The sequence below is a fragment of the Streptomyces sp. NPDC043870 genome (genome assembly GCF_056435785.1).
In genome coordinates this window covers 175,724-201,992 of the sequence record NZ_JBWKDT010000011.1, presented here as the reverse complement: position 1 = coordinate 201,992, position 26,269 = coordinate 175,724, and the positions used below count along the sequence as shown (strand labels likewise).

General features: G+C 70.7%; 19 protein-coding genes and 1 pseudogene. 8 read left to right on the top strand and 12 right to left on the bottom strand.

Annotated elements, in window-relative coordinates:
* Positions 1-353: 353 nt before the first annotated feature.
* Positions 354-1,304, bottom strand: a complete 951-nt coding sequence (locus AC0699_RS16995) for a 2-hydroxyacid dehydrogenase (RefSeq protein WP_478660628.1) — start codon at positions 1,302-1,304, stop codon at positions 354-356.
* A gap of 75 nt (positions 1,305-1,379) precedes the next feature.
* Here AC0699_RS16995 and AC0699_RS16990 point away from each other — a divergent pair, with 75 nt between their 5' ends.
* The 3 genes from AC0699_RS16990 (at position 1,380) to AC0699_RS16980 (ending at position 3,890) form a co-directional block, all read left to right on the top strand.
* Entirely contained in the window at positions 1,380-2,378 is a 999-nt protein-coding gene (locus AC0699_RS16990) for an aldo/keto reductase (RefSeq protein ID WP_478660626.1), read from the top strand.
* A 145-nt stretch (positions 2,379-2,523) separates the two neighbouring features.
* Positions 2,524-3,699 carry a PQQ-dependent sugar dehydrogenase gene (locus tag AC0699_RS16985; RefSeq protein ID WP_478660624.1) on the top strand — a complete coding sequence of 392 codons (1,176 nt, stop codon included), beginning with the start codon at positions 2,524-2,526 and terminating at the stop codon, positions 3,697-3,699.
* 14 nt (positions 3,700-3,713) lie between these two features.
* A complete protein-coding gene (locus AC0699_RS16980) occupies positions 3,714-3,890 on the top strand; it encodes a DUF6191 domain-containing protein (protein ID WP_478660622.1) in 177 nt (58 codons plus the stop codon).
* Between the two features lie 44 nt (positions 3,891-3,934).
* Here AC0699_RS16980 and AC0699_RS16975 read toward each other — a convergent pair whose 3' ends face one another.
* The 5 genes from AC0699_RS16975 to AC0699_RS16955 form a co-directional block, all read right to left on the bottom strand.
* Entirely contained in the window at positions 3,935-6,961 is a 3,027-nt protein-coding gene (locus AC0699_RS16975) for a helix-turn-helix transcriptional regulator (RefSeq protein WP_478660690.1), read from the bottom strand.
* A gap of 60 nt (positions 6,962-7,021) precedes the next feature.
* A complete protein-coding gene (locus AC0699_RS16970; RefSeq protein ID WP_478660618.1) occupies positions 7,022-7,204 on the bottom strand; it encodes a hypothetical protein in 183 nt (60 codons plus the stop codon).
* A 232-nt stretch (positions 7,205-7,436) separates the two neighbouring features.
* Entirely contained in the window at positions 7,437-8,003 is a 567-nt protein-coding gene (locus AC0699_RS16965) for a GNAT family N-acetyltransferase (protein ID WP_478660615.1), read from the bottom strand.
* Positions 8,004-8,081: 78 nt separating this feature from the next.
* Entirely contained in the window at positions 8,082-10,547 is a 2,466-nt protein-coding gene (locus tag AC0699_RS16960) for an MMPL family transporter (protein WP_478660613.1), read from the bottom strand.
* A 207-nt stretch (positions 10,548-10,754) separates the two neighbouring features.
* Positions 10,755-12,848 (bottom strand): phosphocholine-specific phospholipase C, encoded by a 2,094-nt coding sequence (locus AC0699_RS16955; protein WP_478660610.1) that lies wholly within the window; start codon positions 12,846-12,848, stop codon positions 10,755-10,757.
* Positions 12,849-13,041: 193 nt separating this feature from the next.
* Here AC0699_RS16955 and AC0699_RS16950 point away from each other — a divergent pair, with 193 nt between their 5' ends.
* The gene (locus AC0699_RS16950) at positions 13,042-13,962 is read left to right on the top strand and encodes a hypothetical protein (protein WP_478660608.1); all 921 of its coding nucleotides are present in this window, start codon (positions 13,042-13,044) and stop codon (positions 13,960-13,962) included.
* Between the two features lie 217 nt (positions 13,963-14,179).
* Here the strand turns inward: AC0699_RS16950 and gatB are convergent, their stop codons facing one another.
* The 4 genes from gatB to gatC are packed head-to-tail and all read right to left on the bottom strand — an operon-like array spanning position 14,180 to position 17,749.
* Entirely contained in the window at positions 14,180-15,694 is a 1,515-nt protein-coding gene (gene gatB, locus AC0699_RS16945; RefSeq protein WP_478660606.1) for an Asp-tRNA(Asn)/Glu-tRNA(Gln) amidotransferase subunit GatB, read from the bottom strand.
* A gap of 16 nt (positions 15,695-15,710) precedes the next feature.
* The gene (locus AC0699_RS16940; protein WP_469768824.1) at positions 15,711-15,950 is read right to left on the bottom strand and encodes a hypothetical protein; all 240 of its coding nucleotides are present in this window, start codon (positions 15,948-15,950) and stop codon (positions 15,711-15,713) included.
* The gene (gene gatA, locus AC0699_RS16935; RefSeq protein WP_478660603.1) at positions 15,947-17,446 is read right to left on the bottom strand and encodes an Asp-tRNA(Asn)/Glu-tRNA(Gln) amidotransferase subunit GatA; all 1,500 of its coding nucleotides are present in this window, start codon (positions 17,444-17,446) and stop codon (positions 15,947-15,949) included. The genes AC0699_RS16940 and gatA overlap by 4 nt, the downstream gene beginning before the upstream one ends.
* 6 nt (positions 17,447-17,452) lie before the next feature.
* The gene (gene gatC / locus AC0699_RS16930) at positions 17,453-17,749 is read right to left on the bottom strand and encodes an Asp-tRNA(Asn)/Glu-tRNA(Gln) amidotransferase subunit GatC (protein ID WP_016642027.1); all 297 of its coding nucleotides are present in this window, start codon (positions 17,747-17,749) and stop codon (positions 17,453-17,455) included.
* 268 nt (positions 17,750-18,017) lie between these two features.
* Between gatC and AC0699_RS16925 the strand changes: the two genes are divergently transcribed.
* The 4 genes and pseudogenes from AC0699_RS16925 (at position 18,018) to AC0699_RS16910 (ending at position 21,601) form a co-directional block, all read left to right on the top strand.
* Entirely contained in the window at positions 18,018-18,344 is a 327-nt protein-coding gene (locus AC0699_RS16925; protein ID WP_478660601.1) for a hypothetical protein, read from the top strand.
* Positions 18,341-19,444 (top strand): endonuclease/exonuclease/phosphatase family protein, encoded by a 1,104-nt coding sequence (locus AC0699_RS16920; RefSeq protein WP_478660599.1) that lies wholly within the window; start codon positions 18,341-18,343, stop codon positions 19,442-19,444. Before AC0699_RS16925 ends, AC0699_RS16920 begins: the two co-directional genes overlap by 4 nt.
* A 182-nt stretch (positions 19,445-19,626) precedes the next feature.
* A pseudogene (locus tag AC0699_RS16915) lies at positions 19,627-21,096 on the top strand (phosphocholine-specific phospholipase C); the annotation flags it as partial.
* A 58-nt stretch (positions 21,097-21,154) separates the two neighbouring features.
* Entirely contained in the window at positions 21,155-21,601 is a 447-nt protein-coding gene (locus AC0699_RS16910; RefSeq protein WP_478660598.1) for a phospholipase domain-containing protein, read from the top strand.
* A gap of 80 nt (positions 21,602-21,681) precedes the next feature.
* On the opposite strand, the gene AC0699_RS16905 is transcribed toward AC0699_RS16910, so the two are convergent.
* Both AC0699_RS16905 and ligA read right to left on the bottom strand, forming a co-directional pair.
* On the bottom strand, positions 21,682-23,817 hold the full coding sequence (locus tag AC0699_RS16905) for a putative bifunctional diguanylate cyclase/phosphodiesterase (protein WP_478660596.1): 2,136 nt from the start codon (positions 23,815-23,817) through the stop codon (positions 21,682-21,684).
* 240 nt (positions 23,818-24,057) lie between these two features.
* Entirely contained in the window at positions 24,058-26,241 is a 2,184-nt protein-coding gene (gene ligA / locus AC0699_RS16900) for an NAD-dependent DNA ligase LigA (protein WP_478660593.1), read from the bottom strand.
* Positions 26,242-26,269 lie beyond the last annotated feature (28 nt).

Genomic DNA, 26,269 nt, shown 5'->3' with positions numbered 1-26,269 from the left:
CTGCGGGGCCGGCTGTGCGGACTCCCCGGGCTCCGCCTGCGAGAGCCGGGCGGCGTGCCCGGTCTCGCCGGGGCTGCCGGTCCGCGCAGTGGAGCGTGCGAGGGTCGTCGGCGGCGCTCCCGCCGCGTCGGATCGTTGGTCCATTGGCCGTGCATCGCCCGTCGCCCCCCTCGAAGTCTGATCGCTCCGCAACGCCGCTCTCGTACACGACGCAGCCCCCAAGTCGGGACGATACACCAGTCTCGTCACTCAGGGACATAGGTTCTCTACTCACAGTGACCGAGAGAGGGATCCTCGACACACGGTGCATCCGGGCGACTCCGCAGAGTGCCCGGCGCGTTCCAGTGTGGCGTCTACTCGGTCGTGAGGACCACGTTTCGCAGCGGCTCTCCTGCCGCGTACCGGGTGAGCTGTCCGGCCAGCAGGCGCTTGGCGCGGGGCAGGAACGCCGAAGTGGAGCCGCCGACATGAGGACTGATCAGGACGCCGGGGGCGTGCCAGAGCGGGTGGCCGACGGGCAGCGGCTCGGGGTCGGTGACGTCGAGGGCTGCGGTGATCCGGCCGCTCGCGACCTCCGTGAGCAGCGCTTTGGTGTCGACGACCGGTCCGCGCGCAACGTTCACCAGCAGGGCGCCGTCCTTCATCCGGGCCAGGAAATCGGCGTTGGCGAGATGGTGGGTGGCCGCTGTGAGCGGGGTGGAGAGGATCACCACATCGGATTCGGCGAGCAGCTCCGGGAGTTCGGTGAGTGCGTGCACTTCGCCGCGCTCAGTGGTACGTGCAGAGCGCGCGACGCGCACCACCCGCGCACATTCAAACGGCACGAGCCGGTCCTCGATGGCGGCGCCGATCGAGCCGTACCCGACGATGAGCACGGACTTGTCGGCGAGCGCCGGATAGAAGCCTGACCTCCACTCCTCCTGACGCTGGCCCTCCACGAAGCGGGGAATGCCGCGCAGGGAGGCGAGGATCAGGGCGAGCGTGAGCTCGGCGGTGCTCGCCTCGTGAACTCCCTGGGCATTGCAGAGGCGTACGCCGGCATGCAGCGAGCCGAGTCCGGGTTCGACGTGGTCGATTCCGGCCGACAGGGTCTGGACGACCCGCACGTTCTTCATGGCGGCCAGCGGCCGTACCGCGACCCCCGTGCCCTTCATGTACGGGACGACGTAGAAGGCACAGTCGACGGGGTCGGCCGGATAGTCCTCGTCGCCGTCCCAGAAGCGGTAGCGGAGCCCGGACTCCGCGGCAGCGGGGAGCCCTTCGATCTCCTCTGCCGGAACGGGGAGCCATACGTCTGAAGTCATGGTCAGGAGGCTATGCGAAGCGCGGCGGGAGGCAGAGGTTAGTTTGGGGAGCGGCACAGGGAGGGGTACGCGCAGGTGGACCGCAGGACAATCGGTGCGGCGGCGCTCGAAGTGGGCGCGATCGGCCTCGGCTGTATGCCGATGAGCTGGGCGTACACCAGCTCGCAGCAACGCGGTGACCGCTCGTTGCGCACAGTGCACGCGGCGCTCGACGCGGGTGTGAATCTGCTCGACACGGCCGACATGTACGGCCCGTTCACCAATGAACTGCTGCTCGGCAGGGTCCTCAAGGAGCGGCGGGGCGAGGCGTTCGTCTCGACGAAGGTCGGACTGCTCGTCGGCGATCAGCACATCGTCGCCAATGGGCGGCCGGGCTATGTGCGGCGGGCGTGCGACGCGTCGCTGCGGCGGCTCGGGATCGATGCCATCGACCTGTACCAGCTCCACCGCGCGGACCCGGAGGTCCCGGTGGAGGAGACCTGGGGCGCGATGGCGGAACTCGTGTCGGCGGGAAAGGTGCGCGCGCTGGGGCTCTGCGCGGTGGGGGCGCGTGCGTCGCGCAGAGCGGGTGCGGGGCTGTACGACGGAACGATTCGGCAGCTGGAGCGGATCCAGCAGGTCTTTCCGGTCAGCGCGGTGGAGGCGGAGCTGTCGGTGTGGTCGCCCGAGTCGCTCGACACGCTGCTGCCGTGGTGCGAGGCGCGTGGCATGGGTTTCCTGGCGGCGATGCCGCTGGGCAACGGATTCCTCACGGGCACCCTGACCCCCGGACAGGGCTTCGAGCCCGATGATCTGCGGGCCCGGCACCCGCGGTTCACGGCGGAGATGATGGCGGCGAACCAGCCGGTGGTCGCGGGGCTGCGGCGGGTCGCGGAGCGGCACGGTCCCGGTACGACTCCGGCGCAGGTGGCGCTGGCGTGGGTGCTGGGCCGAGGACGTCATGTCGTGCCGGTGCCGGGGGCCAAACGGGAGCGGTGGGCCGTGGAGAACGCGGCGGCGGCGCGGCTGGAGCTGACCGTGCGGGACGTCGCCGAGATCGCGGGACTGCCGCCGGCCAGGGGATCCTGGGACTAGGGCCTGTCCGGGGTACGTACGCCGGTCAGCGCGCGAAGTCATCTGCGGAGATCGGGAACCTGGGGCGGGGCTGCGGTGTAAGAACTGTAGACGTGCGGCTCGTACGGCCTACGCGACCCGCTCACCCGGCGAAGGGACATGAATCGTGCAACGTCCAGGTGTATCGGCCGTGCTGGCCGCTGCCGCGCTGCTGTTCGTCGCCGGGTGCTCCTCCGGCGACGGACAGGAGCGGGCGGACGGGCGCCGAGGCGCCCCCTCGGGCCAGGTCACCCCCTCAGGCCCGGGCGGCGGTACCTCCCCGGCCGCCCCGCCGGCGAAGGGCTCGGTGAAGGTGACGGCCACGCTGACCCAGGACCTGAAGTCTCCCTGGGGCCTGGCCGCCCTGCCCGACGGCGACCTGCTGGTCTCGTCGCGCGACGAGGGCACGATCACGCGCGTCGCCGCCGACAGCGGCAAGAAGACGGAGACAGGCGCGGTGCCGGGCGTCGCCCCGGCCGGTGAGGGGGGCCTGATGGGTCTCGCCGTCTCCCCGTCGTTCGCCTCGGACCATCTGGTGTACGCGTACTTCACGACCGAGTCGGACAACCGCATCGCCCGCATGCTGTACGACGAGAAGAAGCCGGCCGGGCAGCAGCTCGGCGCTCCCGACACCGTCCTGCGTGGCATCCCCAAGGGCCGTATCCACAACGGCGGACGGATCGCCTTCGGCCCGGACAAGATGCTCTACGCGGGCACGGGCGAAACGGGCGACACGGGACTGGCGCAGGACAAGGAATCCCTGGGCGGCAAGATCCTCCGGATGACCCCGGACGGGGAGCCTGTGCACGGGAATCCGTCGGCGGATTCCGTGGTCTATTCGTACGGCCACCGCAATGTGCAGGGCCTCGCCTGGGACTCCGAAAAGCGGCTGTGGGCCGCCGAGTTCGGGCAGCACACCTGGGACGAGCTGAATCTCGTCGAACCCGGCAAGAACTACGGCTGGCCCGAGGTGGAGGGCAAGGGCGGCAGGCCCGGCTTCGTGGACCCGGTGGCCCAGTGGCGGACGGACGAGGCGTCTCCGAGCGGGATCGCCTACGCCAAGGGCTCGATATGGATGGCGGGCCTGAGGGGCCAGCGCCTGTGGCGGATTCCGCTGGCCGGTGCGGAACCTTCCGCGGATCCCCAGTCGTTCCTCGAAGGACAGTACGGCAGGCTGCGTACGGTCCTGCCGGTCGGCGGGGCGGGCGACGGCTCGGCCGTCTGGCTGGTCACCAGCGAGACGGACACCAGAGGCACACCTGAGCCGGGGGACGACAGGATCCTGCGGCTGGAGGTGAAGTGAGAGGTGAGCGGCTTGTGTTCAATCTGATCGAGGAACTCTTCGCGCCCGGCCGCAAGCACACCGAGGACGAGAGGAACCGGCTGCAGCTGACGCGGGTGGACGTCGGCGACGGCGATCCGGCGCACGGCGAGATAGACCTGTCGTCCGGGAAGGTCGTCATACGCACGCCTCGCCAGGACCCGCAGGCCTGAGCACCAGCACCTGGCCCGACGGGCGCCCGCCGGGGCAGGGATGGTCAGGCGGTCGCCGGGAAGAGCTGGAGACGGTGGGCCAGCGCGGCTGCTTCGCCACGGCCTGCGACGCCGAGCTTCGCCAGGATGTTGGAGACGTGGACGCTCGCGGTCTTGGGTGAGATGTAGAGCTCCTCGGCGATCTGGCGGTTGGTGCGGCCGGCGGCGACCAGACGCAGGACGTCCTGCTCCCGCGGGGTCAGTCCGAGGTCCTCGGCGGGGGCGGGGATGGGTTCGGGCGCGGGCTCGGGGGTGGTGAGGCCGACACGGGCTCGCTGGGCGAGCTGGGCGACGGCCTGGGCGAGCGGGCGGGCTCCGAGGGCCTCGGCGGTCCGGTGGGCCTGGCGCAGGAGGCCGACCGCGGGTTCGCGTTCCCCGGCGGCCAGCAGCGACTCGGCCGTGCGATGGCGGACCCGTGCCACGTCGTAAGGGCGCTCCACGGAGGCGAAGGCGGCCAGCACAGCGGCCCAGGTGTCCCGGGTGTCCTGGCCCTCGGCGCGGCGCAGTTCCGCCTGTACCCACTCCTGGTAGGCGTTCCAGACCGGTGCGGAGGTGGGGAGTGCCTTGGCGCCATGGCGGATGCGGGCGAGCGCCTCGGCACGCCCGGCCTCGGCGGCGGGCAGACCGCGGACGTCGGCCTCCGCGGTGGCCGCGGCGAGCAGCAGCGGCCAGGCGTAGCGCTGGGTGCCCGGAGGAAAGCCGGGGGCCAGGGCACGGTCGAGTTCTGCGCGGACGTCGGCGATACGGCCCTCGCCCGCGGCGACTCCGACGGCGATACGGGCCAAGGGTATTGACTGCTGCGGAACGGGGTCGTGGGTGCCGTAGTAGTCGCGTGCGGCAGCGAGTTGTCTGGCGGCCTCGGCCATCTCGCCCCGGGCGAGGGCGAGATAGGCGTGCCGGGACGCTCCGGCGCCCCGCGGCTTGGCGCTCTGTCCGATGCGCTGGGCCTGGGCGGCGGCCTCGGCCGCCTCGTCCCAGCGGCCGAGGGCGTACAGCGACTCGGACAGGTTGCCCCACACCCACGCTTCGGAGTCCAGCAGTCCGTACTTCCTGGACAGCTCGAGCCCCTTCTCGAGGACGCACACGGCCTCGGCGGAGCGACCGACGCCTTCCAGGACGGAGGGGAGGTTCACATGGCTTCGGCCCACGGCGGCGGCGATGCCCATGTCGGTCACCCGGTCCTTGACCGTGTACATCTCGGCGAGTCCGGCCTCGATGTCGCCCGCGTCGACCATCAGGCCTCCGAGGGTGAGCCGTGCGTGCATCTCGATGTCGGGGGCGCCGACCATCTGCGCGTACGTGACGGCGCGTTCGGCCGCGGCCAGCGCGTCGGGCCCGGGGTTGTGCAGCATGGACCAGGCGGCGACGCTGGCGAGCACGTCGGCGTGGACCTCGGACGGAGGAAGTCCGCGCACGAGTTCCTGCGCGGTGGCGAGTTCCTTCCAGCCGTCGCCTCGGCCCTGGCTCTGCGTCAGGCGGGAGCGCTGGACCCAGAACCAGGCGGAGCGCAGGGCGTCGTTCTCCTCGTCCAGAATCCGCAGCGCCCGCTTGGTGATCTTCAGGGCGCGTTCCCGCTCGCCGCAGAGACGGCCTGCGACGGCAGCCTCGGCCATGAGGTCGAGATAGTGCAGCGGGGTGGTGGCCGGGTCGTAGCCGCACGGAGGGTAGACCTCGGCGTAGTCAGCGGGGCGCAGCTCGGCCCGTACGTCCTCGGGGGCGTCGTCCCACAGCTCCATCGCCCGTTCCAGCAGCCGGAGTTGCTCGGAGTAGGCGTGCCGGCGGCGGGCCTCGACGGCGGCGTCCAGCACGGCGGGGAGGGCCTTCGCGGCGTCGTGGGCGTGGTACCAGTAGCTGGCGAGGCGGGCGGCGCGTTCGTCGGCGCGGACGAGCGCGGGACCGGCCTCCAGGGCTTCGGCGTAGCGGCGGTTGAGCCGGGAGCGTTCGCCGGGCAGCAGATCGTCGCTGACGGCCTCGCGGACCAGGGAGTGGCGGAAGCGGTAGCCGTCGCCGTCCGGGGTGGGGGTGAGGATGTTGGCGCCCACGGCGGACCGCAGGGCCTCGATGAGTTCGTCCTCGGGGAGCCCGGCGACGGCGGCGAGCAGGTCGTACTCGACGGTGGACCCGCCCTCGGCGACGATCCTGGCGACCCGCTGGGCGTGGTCGGGCAGTCCTTCGACACGGACGAGCAGGAGATCCCGGAGCGAGTCGGTGAGACCGGTGCGGCAGCCCCCCTCGTTGGCGGCGACGGCGAGTTCCTCGACGAAGAAGGCGTTGCCGTCGGAGCGTTCGAAGATGTCGTCGACGAGGGCCGGGGCGGGTTCCGTGGCGAGGATGCCGGCCATCTGGCGGGCGACCTCGTCGCGACTCAAGCGGGGCAGTTCGACGCGCTGGAGGGTCCGCAGCCGGTCGAGTTCGGCGAGGAGGGGCCGCAGTGGGTGGCGGCGGTGGATGTCGTCGGCACGGTAGGTGGCGACGACGACGAGGCGGCCGCGGCGCAGGGTGCGCAGGAGGTAGGCGAGGAGGTGGCGGGTGGAGGCGTCGGCCCAGTGCAGGTCCTCCAGGACGACGACGACCGTGCGGTCGGCTGCCAGGCGTTCCAGGAGGCGGACGGTGAGTTCGAAGAGCCGGGCTACGCTCTCCTCATCGGGCCGGCCCTGCCAGCTCCTCGAGGCCTGGACCAGTTCGGGCAGCAGCCGGGCCAGTTCCTCCTCCTGCCCGGCCGCCGCCGCTGCGAACTCCTCGGGCAGCCGCCGCCGCAGACTGCGCAGCGCGGTGGAGAACGGGGCGAACGGCAGCCCGTCGGCACCGATCTCGACACAGCCGCCGATGGCGGAGACGGCGCCCCTGCGGCAGGCCTCCTCGTGGAACTCCTCGATGAGACGGGTCTTGCCCACTCCGGCCTCGCCGCCGACGAGCAACGCCTGTGGCTCTCCCGCGGTGGCGCGGGAGAGCGCGTGTGCAAGAGTGTTCAGTTCGCCGGTGCGGCCGACGAAGACGGGGCTGACGGACCGGGTCTCCACGCCGACGAGCATCGCACAGCCGTCCGGGCCGGCGGCACTGGAAATCGGCACGACCGTCATGGCCCGGCCCCGTCATGCAGCCCGGGCGAACCGGCCGCTTCCACTCACCTGCCCCTCCGGTTCGTCCTTGGCGGACGGGGTGCCGGCGAGGCGGGCGGCACGGCGGGCGACGCGCAACCGCCGGGCCAGCCGCTCGTTGTCGGCCCGGCGGATCATCTCGGCGTGCTGAATCTTCTGGAGTTCGTACGCGAACACGGGGTTCTCCCTGGTGACGAGGTGTTGGCGACTCGTTCGAGCCTTCGCTTCCGCGATGTCTCAACTCTCGTCCCCCAGGGGGTGCGGCCACATCGGGAGAGTGCCGCATCTTCTCGGCCCGGGGTCCTTAGACGTCCGCCCAGGTCCGCCGATCCGCCTCTAAGGCACCCCGATCAGGGCTCAGGAACGGCGGTCCAGGGAAGGGTGGGTCCAGGGAAGGGTGGGTCCAGGCTCAGGAACGGTTGCCGGCCGCGCGCCGTTCGCGCCACTCCGGGGCGAGTACGGACCAGACCTCCATGTCGTGGCGGATGCCCTGCCAGGGGAAGAGCTCGCGCAGGACGCCGTCGCGGGTCATGCCGAGCCGCTTCGCCACACCGATGGAGCGGTGGTTGAGGGAGGAGGCGAGCCATTCGACGCGGTGCATGCCGCGCTCGTCCACGGCCCAGTCGATGAGGTGCTCGACGGCCCGGGTGATCAGTCCGCGGCCGGCGGCCGACGGCTCCAGCCAGACGCCAACCTCGCACGACTCCGTCTGGGTGTCGAAGACCCGGAAGAGCACACCGCCGACGATGGTGCCGTCCAGCCGGATCACGTACAGCCGGCCGGTGTCGGCCGCCTGCTTGTCGGCGTAGTTCTGGAGCACGGTGCGGGCGGAATCGACGTCCTTCACATTGACCGTCATGGGCACCCAGGGACCCGCGTACTCCCGAGCCCGGTCGATGTGATCGAGGAACTCCTCGGCCTGCCAGGGCTCGATGGGCCTCAGCTCGGCGCCGTCCCCCAGGGATATCGCGAACATCCCGCTCCTTCACGGTCTCTGTGGACTTCTCGGTGTCGCTCGACTTGTTCGTGTCGCTCGGCTTCTCGGTGTCTCCGGCTACCGCGCGAGCGGGCTGTCCTCGCTCACACGCTGCTCCGGGATCCTCGCATGTGTGCGGGTTCGGCTCACGGGAGTTTCGATGCTGATCCGTGGCAGCCACCGGTCCAGTCGGCGCGGCAGCCACCAGTTGGCGCCGCCCAGCAAGTGCATGAGCGCGGGCACCAGGAGCGTACGGAGGACGAAGGCGTCCAGCGCGACGGCCGCGGCGAGTCCGATGCCGAACATCGCGATCACACGGTCGCCGCTGAGGACGAACGCGAGGAAGACGGAGATCATGATGACCGCCGCGGAGTTGATCACGCGGCTCGTCTCGGCGAGGCCGATCCGGACGGCGCGCCGGTTGTCCCCGGTCGCCAGCCACTCCTCGTACATCCGGCTGACCAGGAAGACCTGGTAGTCCATGGAGAGTCCGAAGAGCACCGAGACCATGATGACGGGCAGGAAGGGCTCGATCGGTCCCGCGCTGCCGAGTCCGAGCAGTTCACTCCCCCAGCCCCACTGGAAGATCGCGACGACGACGCCGAAGGCGGAGGCGACGGCCGCCACGTTCATCAGGGCGGCCTTGAGCGGAATGCCGAGGGAGCGGAAGGCGAGCAGCAGAAGCAGACAGCCGAGCGCGATGACGACGCCGACGAAGAGCGGCAGCTTGCCGACGATCACCGCGGCGAAGTCGTCGTAGCTCGCGGTCACACCTCCGACGTGGACGTGCAGCGAGGTGCCGCTCACGGCGGCGGGCAGGACGGTGTCGCGGAGGCGGCCGACGAGTTCGCTGGTCTCCTTGGACTGTGGCGAGGACTCCGGCACGACGGTGAGTACGGCGCTGTCGGCGCTGTCGGCGCTGCGGTTGTAGGTCACGGGGCTGACGGAGGCGACGCCCTTGGTGTCCCTCAGGGTGCGGGGCAGCTTCCGCAGCGCCCGCCGGTCATCGGCGCCGTCGAGTTCGGCGACCAGAGTGAGGGGCCCGTTGGTGCCGGGGCCGAAGCCCTCGGCGATCAGGTCGTACGCCTTGCGGGTGGTGCTGGACGCGGGGTTGTTGCCCTGGTCGGACGTGCCGAGGTGGAGCGAGAGCGTCGGCAGCGCCAGCACCGCCATCACCACGGCGGCGACGGCCCCGAGCAGCTTCGGGCGGCGTTCGACGAAGACGGACCAGCGGGCGGCCCAACCGGTCGGGAGCTCGGGCCGGGGACCGCGCCTGGCGAGCCTGCGGCGCTCTGGGCGGCCGAGTGCCCGCATTCCGATGAAGGACAGCAGCGCGGGCAGCAGCGTCACGGAGGCGGCGACGGTGAGGAGGACCGTGAGACAAGCGGCGATCGCCACTCCGTTGAGGAAGGAGAGTCGCAGGATCAGCATGCCGAGCAGGGCGATGCACACGGTGAGGCCGGCGAAGACGACGGCGCGCCCGGTCGTCGCCACGGCGTTCTCGGCGGCCTCGGCGACGGGCAGTCCCCGTCTGAGCCCCTTGCGGTGCCGGGTGACGATGAACAGGGCGTAGTCGATCCCGACGCCGAGTCCGATCAGCAGACCGAGCATGGGCGCGAAGTCGGCGACGTCCATGGCGTGGCCGAGCAGCACGATGCCCGAGTACGCGGCGCCGACGCTGACGAGCGCGGTGGCGATGGGCAGCAGGCTGGCGGCGAGCGAGCCGAAGGCGAGGAAGAGGACGACCGCGGCAACGGCCACGCCGACGATCTCGGCGATGTGCGAGGAGGGCGCCTCGGTCAGGGCGGTGGCGCTGCCGCCCAGTTCGACCTGGAGCCCGTCGCCGGCGGCCGCCCGGGCCGTGTCGACGACGGCCTGCGCCTGCGCTTTGCTGATGTCCTCGGCCTTCGCGTCGAAGACGACCGTGGCGTAGGCGGTGTGGCCGTCCTCGCTGATCTGTGCGGCGCCGTCCGGGACGGAGACTCCGCCGTTGCCGCCCGGGGCGGCGCTGTCGTCGTCCTTGCCGTTGCCGGCCTTGGCTGTGGCTTTGGCTTCGGCCTTGTCCTTGGCTGCGTCCCTGGTCTTCGCCTCGGTCCTGGGTTCGTCCTTCGCCTTGGCCTCTGCCTCGGCCTTTGCCTCGGACGCGGCCTCGGCCTCGGCCTCGGACGCGTTCTTGCCCGAGGGCTTGGGCACCTGTGCGGCGGGAGGCTTCGCGGTGGTGCCGTACGGCCCCGTGACTGAGGCGACCCCGTCCAGGCGCGCGACCTTCTTGAGCATCGCGGTCGTGCGCTGCTTCACGGCGGCCGCCCGTACGCTGCCGTGCTCGCTGTGCCAGACGATGGTCTCTCCGGCGCCGCCCTGGCCGTGGAACCCGTCCTGGAGGAGTTCGGCGGCCCGGCCCGCTTCGGTGCCGGGAACGTCGTAGTCGGTGGAGTACGCGGTGCCCGCGAAGCCTGCCGCGGCCGAGACACCGCCGAGAGCGAGGAGCCAGAGCATGACGGCGACAAGGCGGTGCTTGATGCACCACCGGGCGATGACGGCCAACGGACGAGCTCCCTGTTGGTTTGTGGATCTTTAGAGGGAACTGCCCATAAAGAACACATGACCTTCAGGAAATCACTCTGTCAGGTGATGGTGATCGTTAGGGCCCCCTTCGCCCGGTTCGTGGTCATACTCACAGGGCTGCACGGAATTCGGGGCCGACGTCCTCGAATTCCATGCGCCCCGAAGGACCGCTTATGTTCGGTTATGTCACCCGGAGACGCTGGGGCGCCCGTTCTCGATGTGGCCCATCAGGCGCCGGCGGAAGCCGCTGCCACCGTCCGCGGTCACCTCGACGTCGTACCAGCCGTGGGCGTCGGCGGCGGAGTGGACGACGGTGCGGCTGCGGCCGGGCTTCACCGTGATCTCCCGGGTCCAGTCGCGGAGGTCCTCCTCGTCGACGTACCCGAGGGGGCGGACGGTGAAGGTGACGGCCCGGTGCCCGTTGTTGCGAAGCGTGAGATGCAGATCGCGGTCGTGGTGGTCGATGCGCGAGATGACCTCGGCGCCGCCCCTGACCGGGCCGGCGAACTCGCGTCGGAAGCCGTTCGGCCCGGTGATCGTGAACCGGTAGGCCTCCCCGGTGAGGGGCACGCTCCATTGCGCCGTGCCCCTTAGGTCCTTGTGCTGCGGGACAGGGAACTCACCGGCGTACGGGTAGAGCGTGAAGTGTGCGCTCGCACGCCCCGTGTTGCTGAGGGCGACCGTCAGCGCGCCGTCGCCGAGCTTCGCGGAGGCGTCCGGCTGGTACGGCAGCGGGCGCGCGGGCCGGGTGCCCGGCTCCTGCACGGGCATGTGCTGCACCAACGGCGGCTGCGGCCGCCAGCGGCCCGTGAACGGCGGGATCGCGCCGGGCTGCTCGACCTCGGGCTGCGGCCGGCCGCGCCGGAAGTCGAAGGCAGAGGTCAGATCGCCGGTGACGGCGCGCCGCCAGGCGGTGATGTTGGGCTCCTCGACACCCGTCCACTTTTCCAGGAACCGGACCACCGAGCTGTGGTCGAAGACCTCGGAGCAGACGTAGCCGCCGACGGTCCACGGCGAGACCACGAGCAGCGGGACGCGGATGCCGAGGCCCGTGGGCCTGCCCTGCCAGCGCTCCTCGGTGTTGTCGGCGGGCGGCACCGGCGGCGGCACGTGGTCGAAGAAGCCGTCGTTCTCGTCGTAGTTGATCAGGACGACGGTGTGCCGCCAGACGTCGGGGTGCGAGCCGAGGGCGTCCAGCACCTTGTAGACGAGGGTGGCGGAGGCGATCGGCGAGGAGGAGCCCGGGTGCTCGGAGTCGACCGCGGACGGCACCAGGTACGACACTTCGGGGAGCGTACCGGCCGCCACGTCCGCGCGGAACTGGTCGGCGAGGCTGCCGGTCTCACCGCGCCGCAGCCCGCGCTCGAAGAGCGAGCGCTCCTCCTTGGTGAGCGTGGCCACTCCCTCCTCCAGCGCGGCCAGCAGCCGGGCCCGTTCGGCGGCGTCGGAGGTGTCGCGGACCTTCGCGTAGAAGGCTTCCATGAAGGTGAAGTCGCCGGCCTTGGCGAGGGCCTTCCGGGCGATCTTCTTGAAGGTGGTGAAGAACTCGATGTTGTTGTCGGTGAAGTTCTCCCACTCCTGGTACGTCTTCCAGCTGCGGCCCGCCTTCTCCAGCCGCTCGGCGTAGGTGGGCCACGGGTATCCGGGGTGGCTGCCCTCGGCGTACGCGGCGTTCGTCACCGCGCGGCTGCCGTCGGCCTCGAAGCCGGTCCAGCCGCTCCACAGATGGTTGCGGTTGGGGCTCGTCGACGTATGGATCGACGAGTGGTACGCGTCGCAGATGGTGAACGTGTCGGCGAGCTCGTAGTGCAGCGGGATGTCGCGACGGTCGTAGTACGCCATGGTCGCCGCGGTTTTGGCCGAAACCCAGCCGTCCATCCAGCCGTCGTGCCAGGCCTTGGCTCCGCCGCCCCAGGAGTGGTCGAGGTCGCCGATGTACTGGAGGTCCTTCTTCTGCGTCTCGGCGGCGCCGCGCACCGGGAAGGGCAGCACGGCGCCCAGGGGACCGGGCTGCTCGAAGACCGGCTTGCCGGAGGGCAGTTCGACGGCGTTGCGGTCACCGAAGCCACGGACGCCGCGCAGGGTGCCGAAGTAGTGATCGAAGGAACGGTTCTCCTGCATCAGGATCACCACGTGCTTGATCGCCTGCAGCCCCCCGGAGGGCGGCTGGGCGGCGAGCGCCTCCTGCAGGGACGGCGGCAGCAGGGACCCGGCCGCCGCGGCACCGAGGGCGCCCCCGCCGAGTGCGAACAGCCGTCGACGTGAGATGTCCGTGGCCAAGTGATCCTCCTGAGTCGCGCGTTACCGCCCGGAAGCTAGTGAGAGCAGATGGCGGAGGAAAGTCCCGGGGACGACAGCGGAATGAACGTCCAAGGGGCCCACCGGAGAGTCCAGGCGATATCCCGCCACCGGACGGCCGGTCGGCGGCGCCTGACCTGGCAGCGTTGTCAGTGAAGCCTGCCACCATGGGTCCATGACCAATACGGGGGCATCCACGGGGGCATCCAGGACCGCCGCAGTCACCACGCCGGCCGCGGCGGCAGAGCTCGCGCAGCAGCTGCACGACGCCCCGGAGGGACACTTCGGCCGGCCGCCGGTCGAGGTCGTGTCGTACCGGCCGGGGGCGACGCCGGTGGAGCGGCGCGAGGCGTTCCGGGAGGTGTACGGCGCGCTGATGGCCAGGATCGGCGAGCCGACGCTGTACGGGGGATCGGCGCGGGGGCCCAGTGTCCGGTGGCGCGACGACAGCCGGCTGGTGCTGCTGTCGGGCGACCGCTTCGGCGCCCGGCTGTCGGTACACCGTCCGGAGGAGCTGGAGGACGAGGAGCGGCGGCGCTTCGAATGGGGCGGCGCCTGGTCGGTGGACGAGCCGGAGGACTTCGATCTCCTGCCGTACAGCTGGCAGTTGTACCGGAACGGGCCGGGTGCGCGACCCGTGGCACGTCCCGGCGCCCGGCTCGCGGGCCGCTGGGACCATCTGGAGACCGCGCTGGAGCTGATGCTCGCGGCCTGGGCCGAGCAGCTCCCGGTGCAGGTGCCGGGCGACTGGGCGGGCTTCACCATCCGTTGCAGCCGGGACTGGGGGCGTGATCTGGTCGTCTCGTACAGCCCGGGCGAGGGGCTGGGGGTGGCGGTTGACGACCGGGACGCGGAACAGGGCCCGGAGCGGGAGCGGCAGATGCGGGAGCGTGGCTGGCAGACCCGCGACAAGGGCTGGTGGCAGTCGGCCTTCCCGGATTCGGAGGAGGGCGCGGCGGCCGCGGCGGCGCGGCTGGCGGTCGGTGAGCTGCGGGCGCGCGGGGCGGTCACTCCGGACGAGCTGGTGGCCCGGGACGTCGGTGTGAACGACCGCGGCGAGCTGTGGCTCCCGGGCCTGGGCATACGGACGTGCTGAGGCCCCTCCCCGGACAGCTTCCGTACGACGCTGCTGTGCGCGACGGCGCTGCCGGCACTGGCGTTCCCGGCGGCACTTCGGCTGTCGGCGAAGCGCTCCTGATAACCATGGCCGGGCAGCCGGGCAGCCGGAACGACAGGCAAGGCGGAAGGGCGGACAAGCGGAAGGGCGGGTCACCGCGCTCGGTGTCCCGCCCGTCCGTCCGTACAGCTGCGGATCAGCCCTCGGTCACGCCGAGCTTCTCCAGGATCAGCTCCTTGACACGGGCAGCGTCGGCCTGGCCACGGGTGGCCTTCATGACCGCGCCGACCAGCGCGCCGACCGCCGCGACCTTGCCACCGCGGATCTTGTCCGCGATGGCCGCGTTGCCGGCGATCGCCTCGTCGACGGCGGTGCCCAGCGCACCCTCGTCGGAGACGACCTTGAGGCCGCGCTTCTCGACCACGGCGTCCGGGTCGCCCTCGCCCGCGAGGACACCCTCGATGACCTGGCGCGCCAGCTTGTCGTTGAGCGAGCCGTCGGCGACCAGGGCGGTCACCCGGGCGACCTGCTTCGGGGTGATGGCCAGCACGTCGAGGGAGACGCCCGACTCGTTGGCGTTACGGGACAGTTCGCCCATCCACCACTTACGGGCGGAGACGGAGTCGGCGCCCGCCTCGATCGTGGCGACGATCAGGTCGACCGCGCCCGCGTTGAGGATCGACTGCATGTCGTGCTCCGAGATGCCCCACTCCTCGCGGAGCCGGTTGCGGCGCACGCGCGGCAGCTCGGGGAGCCCCGCGCGGAGCTCCTCGACCCACTCACGGGACGGGGCGACGGGAACGAGGTCGGGCTCCGGGAAGTACCGGTAGTCCTCGGCCTCCTCCTTGACCCGGCCGGACGTCGTCGAACCGTCCTCCTCGTGGAAGTGACGGGTCTCCTGGACGATCGTGCCGCCCGAAGAGAGCACCGCCGCGTGGCGCATGACCTCGTAGCGCACCGCACGCTCGACGGATCGCAGCGAGTTGACGTTCTTCGTCTCGGAGCGGGTGCCGAACTTCTCGGTGCCGTTCGGCCGCAGCGAGAGGTTCACGTCGCAGCGCATCTGGCCCATTTCCATACGGGCCTCGGAGACATCGAGAGCGCGGATGAGCTCGCGCAGTTCGGCGACGTACGCCTTCGCGACCTCGGGAGCACGCTCACCGGCGCCGACGATCGGCTTGGTGACGATCTCGATCAGCGGGATGCCGGCGCGGTTGTAGTCCAGCAGGGAGTGGGACGCGCCGTGGATACGGCCGGTGGCGCCGCCGACGTGGGTCGACTTGCCGGTGTCCTCCTCCATGTGGGCGCGCTCGATCTCCACGCGGAAGACCTCGCCGTCCTCCAGCTGGACGTCCAGATAGCCGTTGAAGGCGATCGGCTCGTCGTACTGCGAGGTCTGGAAGTTCTTCGGCATGTCCGGATAGAAGTAGTTCTTCCGGGCGAAACGGCACCACTCGGCGATCTCGCAGTTGAGCGCGAGACCGATCTTGATGGCGGACTCGACGCCCACGGCGTTCATCACCGGCAGCGAGCCGGGCAGGCCGAGGCAGGTGGGGCAGGTCTGCGAGTTGGGCTCGGCGCCCAGCTCGGTCGAGCAGCCACAGAACATCTTGGTCCTGGTGCCGAGTTCGACATGGACCTCGAGGCCCATGACGGGGTCGTACGACGCGAGAGCGTCCTCGTACGACACCAGGTCAGTCGTGACGGTCACGGTGAAACTTTCCCTCTCAGCCGAGCAGGACGTCGTCGTCGCCCAGCCGCTTCAACTCGCGGTAGAGCAGGGCGATGCCGGTCACAATGGCGGCGGCGGACACGGCGGCGTCGATCAGCCGGAGCGTGTCGTGCTCCAGGCGGGCCTTCTTGACCTGCTTGGCGACGCTGATCGCACCGAACGCGGTGGTGCCGATGGACAGATAGGTGCCGGTCTTGGACTTCTTGAAGCCCTTGGCCTTCTGCAACGTGCTCACAGTGACGGTGCCTCCTCCAGCAGCGGGTGGCCCCACTTTTCCACGAAGGCGGCCTCGACGGCCGCACCCACCTTGTAAAGGCGGTCGTCCTTCATGGCGGGGGCGATGATCTGCAGACCGACCGGGAGGTTGTCCTCCGGAGCCAGGCCGCAGGGCAGCGACATCGCCGCGTTGCCGGCCAGGTTGGTCGGGATGGTGCACAGGTCGGCGAGGTACATCGCCATCGGGTCGTCGGCACGCTCACCGATCGGGAAGGCGGTGGTCGGGGTCGTCGGGGAGACGATCACGTCGACCTGCTCGAAGGCCTTCTCGAAGTCCTGCTTGATGAGCGTGCGGACCTTCTGGGCGCTGCCGTAGTACGCGTCGTAGTAGCCGGACGACAGGGCGTACGTACCGAGCATGATGCGGCGCTTGACCTCGTCGCCGAAGCCGGCCTCACGGGTGAGGGCGGTGACGTCCTCGGCGGACTTCGTGCCGTCGTCGCCGACGCGCAGGCCGTAACGCATGGCGTCGAAGCGCGCGAGGTTCGAGGAGCACTCGGACGGCGCGATCAGGTAGTACGCGGAGAGCGCGAGGTCGAAGGACGGGCAGTCCAGCTCGACGATCTCGGCGCCCAGCTCGCGCAGCAGCTCGACGGACTCGTCGAAGCGCTGGACGACGCCGGCCTGGTAGCCCTCGCCGCGGAACTGCTTGACCACGCCGACGCGCATGCCGCTGACGCTGCCGTTGCGGGCCGCCTCCACGACCGGCGGGACCGGCGCGTCGATCGAGGTCGAGTCCAGCGGGTCGTGCCCGGCGATGACCTCGTGCAGCAGCGCCGCGTCCAGGACCGTACGGGCACACGGGCCGCCCTGGTCGAGGGACGAGGAGAAGGCGACCATGCCGAAGCGGGAGACACCGCCGTAGGTCGGCTTGACGCCGACGGTGCCCGTGACGGCGGCGGGCTGGCGAATCGAACCGCCGGTGTCCGTGCCGATGGCGAGCGGGGCCTGGTACGAGGCGAGGGCGGCGGACGAGCCACCGCCGGAGCCGCCGGGGATCCGGGTCAGGTCCCAGGGGTTGCCGGTCGGACCGTACGCGCTGTTCTCGGTCGAGGACCCCATGGCGAACTCGTCCATGTTGGTCTTGCCGAGGATCACGACGTCGGCGGCCTTGAGACGCTTGGTGAGCGTGGCGTCGTACGGCGGGATCCAGCCCTCGAGGATCTTCGAACCGACCGTGGTCGGGATGCCCTCGGTGGTGAAGATGTCCTTCAGTGCGAGCGGGACGCCGGCCAGCGGGCCCAGCTTCTCGCCGCGCTCGCGCTTGGCGTCGACGGCGCGGGCCTGCGCGAGAGCGCCCTCACGGTCGATGTGCAGGAAGGCGTTGACCTTCTCGTCCACGGCCTCGATCCGGGCGAGGTGCGCCTCGGTGACCTCGACGGCCGTGAGCTCGCCGGCGGCGATCTTCGCGGCGATCTCGGCCGCGGTGAGCTTGATGATGGTGCTGTCCGTCATGACTGTTTAGTCCTCCCCCAGGATCTGCGGCACCTTGAAACGCTGCTGCTCCTGTGCCGGGGCGCCGGAGAGCGCCTGCTCGGGGGTGAGCGACGGACGGACCTCGTCCGCGCGCATGACATTGGTCAGCGGCAGCGGGTGGGAGGTCGGCGGTACGTCTTGGTCGGCGACCTCGGAGACGCGGGCGACCGCGCCGATGATGTCGTCGAGCTGTCCGGCGAAGTGGTCGAGCTCTTCGTCCTTCAGCTCCAGACGTGCCAGCCGGGCGAGGTGAGCGACCTCCTCGCGCGTGATGCCAGGCATGCAGCGATCCTCAGGGGTGAGTGTGATGGTTTTGGCCCAATCCTATGGGCCAGGCGCCGGTGCCCGCGAAACGCTTTCCCCGCCGCACCGGCAGGCGCCCTCTCGGGCCGCCGCCCGCCCGCCGCACAGCCGCGTTCCGCCGTTCTCCCGTTACTGCTCATGTCCTGTTCATTTCAAAGGCGCCGAGGACTGACTCACTGGCTCAAGTTGTCCAAACAACTTCTGGCACCGGGGGTCCGCCTCCCGGGCGGAGAGGACCTTCAGTCCGGTGTCCCCACTCATGACCGCCGCCGCGTCCGGCAACGCCCTGTCGTTGATCTCGCCCACGAGCCCGCGCGAGGGCGACCGGCTGACCTTCCGCTGGTCCACCGACACGCCCCACGCCAAGAACTGGATCGGGATCTACGACGGCGACCGCAAGCCGGGCGTCGGATCCTCGCTGGTCTGGTCGTACGTCACCGAGGCGTCCGGCGACATCACCCTCGACACCACCGGCCTCGGCGAGGGCACGTACACGGCCTATCTGCTCGCCGAGGACGGATACGGCATCCTCGCCAGGACCGACCCCTTCACCGTCGCGGTCAGGCCCCCGTGACGCCCCCGCACTCTGTCGTCGACTCGCTCACGACCGGCGATGTCGCACCCGGTTCCCGGGTCTCCCTCGCGCTCGGACCGCTCTGGATCCGCCCGCAGGGCAACGCCTCCGGCACCCCCTCCTTCCGGCGGCTGTCCGGGGATTCCTGGCTGGGCATCTCCGCCGACGGCAGGATCAGCGGCACCGCTCCCGCCGAGCCCGCAGGACGCCCGGCACGGATCACCGTCGCCGTGCGGGACAGCGCGGGCGGGACCGACACCGTGACCGTGCAGGTCCCGGTCCGGCCGGCCTCGGCGCGCGCGCGGCTGACGGTCGCCTCGCTGAACCTCTGGGAGGCGGGAAAGAACACCGGCGACTGCCACGAGAAGCTGTTGCGGCTGATCCTCGCCCAGGGGCTCGACGCCGTGGCACTCCAGGAGACCGGCGGCGCCGCTGCCGGGCCGCTCGCCGACGCGCTGGGGTGGCACGCCCACGACACCCCGGCCGGGGTCGGGCTGATCAGCCGCTTCCCGCTCGCCGCCATATCGGCGCCGCTGGCGGACCTGCCGGCGCTGGCGGCGACCCTCCAGCTGCCGGGCGGCCGCGGCGTACGGCTGTGGGCGGCGCAGCTCGACGAGGCCGCGTACGGGCCGTACGCCCTCAAGGAGGGCCGTACCCCTGCCGAGGTCGAGGCCGCCGAGCTGAAGTCCGTCCGCTACCGGCAGGCGGGCATGCTGCTCGCCGCGATGAAGTCCGACCTCGCCGCGTCCCGTACGACGCCGGTGGTTCTGGCGGCCGGGCTCGCCTCCCCCTCGCACCTCGACCGCAAGGGCCGGGGCGCGGTCCGCTGGCCGGTCACCGCGGCCTTCGCCAAGGCCGGGCTGAACGACGCCTTCCGGGACGAGCACCCGAACGCCTCGCACGAGCCGGGCGTCACCTGGTCGCCGGTGCGCCCCGGCGAGCCGCAGGACCGGATCGACCAGGTCCAGTACGCCGGGCCGCTGCGGGTCGAGGGCGCGTACACGCTCTGCACCGGCTGGCCGGTGCCGGTCCCGGACGCCGCAGGCAACGGCTGGCCTTCCGACCACGCAGCCCCGACCGTCACCTTCTCGCTCCGCTGAACGACTCCCTCCGGGCCGTTCCACCGGTCCGCTCCCGCCGAACCGCTCGCGCCGGACCACTCGCCGGACCGCTCCGCCGAGCCACCACCGCCGGAACGCTCCCGCCGAACCGCTCCGCCGAGCCACCACCACCGCCGCCACACGCCTGAACGCTGAACGCTGAACCGAAGGGCTCCCACGCCATGACTCCGCTGAGCCGCCGCGCCTTCGTCGGCGCGTCCGCCGCGACCGCCGCCGCTGCCGCCGTCGGTCTTCCCGAGGCGGACGCCTCGGCCGCCGCCAGACCCCGCGGGTCCGTCAAGGACGTGAAGCACGTGGTGATCCTGATGCAGGAGAACCGCAGCTTCGACCACTACTTCGGCACCCTGAACGGTGTCCGGGGCTTCGACGACCGGCAGGCACTGACCTTCCCGAACGGCGACTCCGTCTTCAAGCAGCCCGCCCCCGGCCGCTCCGACGGCTTCATGCTGCCGAACCCCATGGACACCACGAAGTACAACGCCCAGAACGCGTCCGGCCTCCCGCACGACTGGGGCACGGGCCACACCGCCATCAACGGCGGCGCGATGAACAAGTGGGTCGCCTCCAAGGGCGAGCGCACCATGGGCTACTTCACCCGCGACGACATCCCCTACCAGTTCGCCCTCGCCGACGAGTTCACCATCTGCGACGCGTACTTCTGTTCTCAGGCGGGCCCGACCGACCCCAACCGGCTGTATCTGTGGTCGGGCAGCTGCGGCCCCGGCAAGGACGGCACGACCGGCCCGTGGACCGACAACACTCCGGTCACCGACAACCCGGTCGCGGACTGGACGACGTATGCCGAACGGCTTGAGGACGCCGGGGTCAGCTGGCGCGTCTACCACAACCCGTCGAAGGACGAGCGGTGCGGCGACTACGACGACAACGGGCTCTCGTACTTCGGTCAGTTCCACAAGTTTCCGAAGGACGACCCGCGTTACATCAACGCGATGACCAAGTTCGATCTGACCGCCTTCGACAAGCACTGCAAGGACGGCACGCTGCCGACGGTCTCCTGGCTGGTGGCGCCGTACCTGTTCTGCGAGCACCCGGAGGCGGGGCCGAACTACGGCGCCCACTGGGTCAACACCGCGCTGCAGTCGCTGTTCTCCAATCCGGACGTGTGGAAGCACACCGTCTTCCTGCTGATGTACGACGAGAACGACGGCTACTTCGACCATGTCCTGCCGCCGGTCCCGGAGCCGGGCACTCCGGAGGAGTTCGCGGAGGGCCGGCCGATCGGGCTCGGCAACCGGGTCCCGCTGTGGGCGGTCTCCCCCTGGTCGCGCGGCGGTTACGTCAACTCCCAGGTCTTCGACCACACCTCGGTGCTGCGGTTCCTGGAGGTCGTGACCGGTGTGCGGGAGCCCAACATCTCGGACTGGCGTCGGGCCGTCTGCGGCGACCTGACCACGTGCTTCGACTTCAGCTCGCCGGACTACTCGATTCCGTGGCTGCCGGACACGGCCGAGCTCATGGCGAAGGCGGACGCGGGCAACGCCCTTCCCGCGGTGAAGCTGCCGCCGAGCGGCGGGCAGTCGATGCCCACGCAGGAGCCCGGCGCCCGGCCGCATCGCGCGCTGCCGTACCGTCCGTGGGCCGACGTGACCGTGGACCGGGAGACCGGAGAGGTCGTCTGCACCCTCGCCAACCACGGTACGGAGACATTCCACTTCACCGTGCTGCCGAATGCGGTCAAGCCGTTCACGGGCACGGCCGTTCACCGTCGCCCCGGGTGCCTCGAAGACGTACACCTGGGACACCTCGGAGACCGATGGCCGGTACGACTTCACCGTGATGGGCGCGGACGGCTTCGTACGCCGCTTCTCCGGCACGGTCGTACGCCAGGGGCGCGAGGCGGGCGCCCCCGTGCCGTCGGTGACGGCTTCGCTGCACGGCCGCCGTCCCGAACGGGGCACGGTGGAACTGCGGTTCACCAATCAGGGCGCCACGCGGGTCTCCTTCACCGTCACTCCGGACGGCGATCCGAAGGCGGCCCGCACGGTGTGGGTGGGGCCGGGTGACCGGTCCTCGGTGAGCTTGAAGGTGCGCGACGGACGCTACGACCTGGAGGTGACGGCGGCGAGCGGAACCCGATTCAGGCAGCGCTACGCGGGAACGGTGCACGCCGGCTGACCGCTGTCCTCACCGGGACCTCCCGGCCCACCGGGACTCCCTGGCCTACCGGGTCCTGGCGGTCCACCGGGACTCCTCGGTCACTGCACGACGTGGCCCGACGCGCTGTCGGCTTCCACCGTGGAGCCGGCGGGGAGCTCCGCGGCGGGGGGGCGGCGCCAGCCGTGCTCGCCGCGGGCCCTCAGCCAGGCGGTGGTCTCCTGCGGGGGCATCGCCGCGGCGACGAGCCAGCCCTGGACCGCGTCGCAGCCGAGGTCACGCAGCCGCTCCCAGGTCTCGTCGTCCTCGACACCCTCCGCGACCACGAGCAGCCCGAGCGAGTGGGCGAGATCGACGGTGCAGCGGACGATCTCGGCGTCCTCGTTGTCGATCGCCAGCCGGGCCACGAACGACCGGTCGATCTTCAGCTCGCTGACGGGCAGCCGGCGCAGATGGACGAGCGATGAGTAGCCCGTACCGAAGTCGTCCAGCGACATCTTCACGCCGTGCCCGGTCAGCCCGGCGAGGGTGTCGGCGGCGCGCTGCGGATCCTCCAGCAGCACGTGCTCCGTTATCTCCAACTGCAGCGCCCCGGCCGGGACACCGTGCCGGGCGAGCCGGGCCGCGACCGCGCCCGCGAAGCCCGGAGTGTGGACGTCACGCGGCGACACGTTGACGGCGACCGGCACGAAGAGGCCCTGGGCGCGCCATTTGGCGACCTGGCCGAGGGCCGTCTCCAGGACGTACTCCGTCAGATGGGGCATCAGCCCGGAGGACTCGGCGATGGCGATGAACTCGTCGGGAGGGACCCGGCCGCGCTCCGGGTGCACCCAGCGCACCAGCGCCTCAAGACCCGCGACATGACCGTCGAAGCCGACTTTCGGCTGGTAGTGCAGCTCCACATCGCCCGCGTCCAGCGCCCGGCGCAGATCGCCGAGCAGTCCGAGCCTGTCCGGTGTGTTCGAATCGCGTTTGGATTCGTACACCTCGACGCCCGTGCGATCTCGCTTGGCCTGGTACATCGCCACATCGGCGCGCCTGAGAAGCCCTTCGGCGTCCAGTGCGTGATCGGGGAAGACAGCGAGACCGGCGCTCGCCTCCAGGACGAGCGTCAGTCCGTCGAGGTCGAGGGGCGAGGAGAGCTCGGCGACGAGATGGCGGGCCACGCGCTGCGCGCTGGTGGTGGAGTCGGCCCTCGGCAGGAGCACGGCGAACTCGTCGCCGCCGAGCCGCGCGGCCTCCGCGCCGCGCGGCAGCGCCAGTTTGAGCCGTTCGGCTATCTGGAGGAGCAGCCGGTCACCCGCGAGATGTCCGAGGGTGTCATTGACCGAACGGAATCGGTCGAGGTCGATCAGAACGAGAGCGGACCGGGCGCCGACACCTTCGGCCTCCTCCAGCGCCGCCCAGGTGCGCTCCAGCAGCCACTGACGGTTGGGCAGTCCGGTGAGCGGGTCGCGCAGCTGCTCCTCGGCCCGGGCGCGGGCGATCCACAGCGTGGAGTCGAGGGCGATCAGCGGCACCGCGAAGAGCGGCAGCAGGATCGGCAGGGCGGTAGCGACCACGCAGATCAGCGGGGCGATGCCGAACAGTGCGACCGCGACGAGCCCCTGACGCAGCAGGGCCGTACGGGCGACGGTGGGCAGTCCGCCGCCCTGCGGTGCCAGCGCGTACCAGAGCAGCACACGGGTCACACCAAGATACGCCGCTGCCGCGAGCACCATCTCAGGGACGACGTCGAACCCCCATTCCAGGGGCTGCCACGGCTGTTCGACCGTCGGCGCCTCGCCGAACGCCACGAGGACCAGCGCGGCGGCACCGATGCCCAGGATGTCGGCCGCGCCGTGCAGGACGCCCTGCCTCCAGCGGTGCCGGCGGGCGGTGCCGACGAGCATCACGACGGCCAGGCTGACCAGGCCCGCGGGCACCCAGCCGTACAGCAGCAGCACGGCGACGGTGAGGGCGGCACCGGAGCCGGTGCCGCCCCACCATCGGTCGCGGCCGAGCGCGACCAGATGGCCGACGAGGATGCCGGTGAGCACGGCGAGCGACCAGCCCTCGGTGCCGCCGGGGAACAGCGCGTTTCCGTCCCGTAGGGCCATGAACAGACCGCTCGCCAGCACAAGGGCGGCGAGTCCCGTCACGACGAAGGGCAGCGTCGAGGCGACGCCCGCGACAAACGCGAACCCCGCGATACCACGCGGCCGTGAGACCGGGGCGGCACTCTCGGTCGGTTTCATTCCGTCCCTCTCACAGCCGGCGGTGCCGATGCCACGCGGTGGCCTCTGCTGTCATGCCAACACGGCTGGAACCTCACCACGCAGGCAGGCACGACAGGCGCACACCTCAACAGTAGGCCGCAGATGGCTCTGACGGGCAGCGCTCTACAGCTCTTGCCCGAATGCGGCCCAGCCACCCTTATCCATCTGGTATGCGCCAAACGGGTGACCCTCGTTGGGAGTTCAGCTCGCGCATTCGTGCTATTCGGTGACCGGAACCGCAGCGTCGCGAGCAGCCTCCGGGCCCTGTTCAAGCAGGACAGCGAAGCCTTCCTCGTCCAGTACAGGCACCTTCAGCTGCATGGCCTTGTCGTACTTCGAACCGGGGTTGTCACCCACCACCACGAATCCGGTCTTCTTCGAAACGGAACCCGTCACTTTCGCGCCGAGGCTCTGAAGCGCTTCTTTTGCGCCATCCCGCGTGTGGTTCTGGAGCGTTCCGGTGACAACGACGGTGAGGCCTTCCAGCGGTCGCGGCCCTTCGTCCTCTCCGGCGCCCTCCTGCTCCATCCGGACTCCCGCAGCCCGCCACTTGCGCAGGATCTCCCGGTGCCAGTCCTCCTCGAACCACTGCTTGAGCGAGGCCGCGATGGTCGGCCCGACGCCCTCGACGGCTGCCAGCTCCTCCTCCGTGGCCTGTTCGATCCGTTCGATGGACCGGAACTCGCGGGCGAGGGCCTCGGCCGCCACCGGTCCGACATGACGGATGGAGAGGCCGGTGATGATGCGGGCGAGCGGGCGCTCCTTGGCCGCAGCGACGTTCTCCAGCATCGTCAGGGTGTTCTTCTTCGGCTCGCCCTGTTGGTTGGCGAAGACCGTGACGATCTTCTCCTCGCCGGTCTTGGGGTCACGCTTGGGCAGTCCGCTGTCCTGGTCGAGCACATACGCCTTGATGGGCAGCAGCTGGTCGACGGTCAGATCGAACAGACCGCCCTCGTCCACCAGTGGCGGGTCGGCGGGCTCCAGCGGCTTGGTCAGCGCCGCGGCCGCCACATAGCCGAACGCCTCGATGTCCAGGCACTTGCGGCCCGCGAGATAGAAGAGACGCTCACGCAACTGGGCCGGGCAGGTACGGGCGTTGGGGCAGCGGAGGTCGATGTCGCCCTCCTTCATGGGCCGCAGCCCCGTGCCGCACTCGGGGCACTCGGCCGGCATCACGAACTCCTGCTCGCTGCCGTCCCGCAGATCGACGACCGGCCCGAGGATCTCCGGGATGACGTCGCCGGCCTTGCGGAGCACCACCGTGTCGCCGATGAGAACGCCTTTGGCCTTCACCACGTCCTGGTTGTGCAGCGTGGCGAACTCGACCTCGGAGCCCGCGACCGTGACCGGCTCCACCTGCGCGTACGGAGTGACGCGGCCCGTACGGCCCACGCCCACCCGGATGTTGACCAGCTTGGTGTTGACCTCCTCCGGCGCGTACTTCCACGCGATGGCCCAGCGGGGCGCCCGCGAGGTCGAGCCGAGGCGGCCCTGGAGCGGGATCTCGTCGAGCTTGACGACGACGCCGTCGATCTCGTGCTCCACGGAGTGGCGGTTCTCACCGAAGTACGCGATGAACTCGCGGACCTCGTCGAGCGATTTCACCACCTTGTTGTGCCGGGCGGTCGGCAGGCCCCATTCGCGGAGCAGCTCGTACGCCTGCGAGAGCCGGTCGATCTCCAGGCCCTCGCGCGCGCCGATGCCGTGCACCACCATGTGCAGCGGAAGGGTCGCCGTGACCCTGGGGTCCTTCTGCCGCAGCGAACCCGAGGCGGAGTTACGGGGGTTGGCGTACGGCTGCTCGCCGGACGCCACCCGGCGTGCGTTGAGCTCCTCGAAAGCCTCCATCGGGAAGTAGACCTCGCCGCGGATCTCGACGAGATCCGGGATACGGTCACCGCTCAGCCGGTCCGGAATGTCCGCGATCGTCCGCACATTCGGGGTGATGTCCTCGCCGGTGCGGCCGTCGCCACGGGTCGCTGCCCGGGTCAGGCGGCCTTTCTCGTAGGTCAGGTTGACCGCGAGGCCGTCGACTTTCAGCTCGCACAGGAAGTGGTACTCCGACGTCCCGACCTCTTTGGCGATGCGGTCCGCCCAGGCAGCCAGCTCGGCCTCGTCGAAGGCGTTGTCGAGCGAGAGCATCCGCTCGCGGTGGTCGACCTTGGCGAGCTCCGTCTCGTACGCGCCCGCGACCTTCTGGGTCGGCGAGTCGGGCGTGCGCAGCTCCGGATACTCCTCCTCCAGCGCCTCCAGCGACCGCAGCAGTTTGTCGAACTCGGCGTCGCTGATGACCGGCTGGTCCTTCACGTAGTACCGGAAGCGGTGCTCCTCGACCTGCTCGGCCAGCTGGGCATGCTTCTCCCGTGCCTCGGCGGGCACCGGCCCCTGCTGTTCGACAGCCACCTTCGTCCTCCGTTACCTCAGCCCTGAG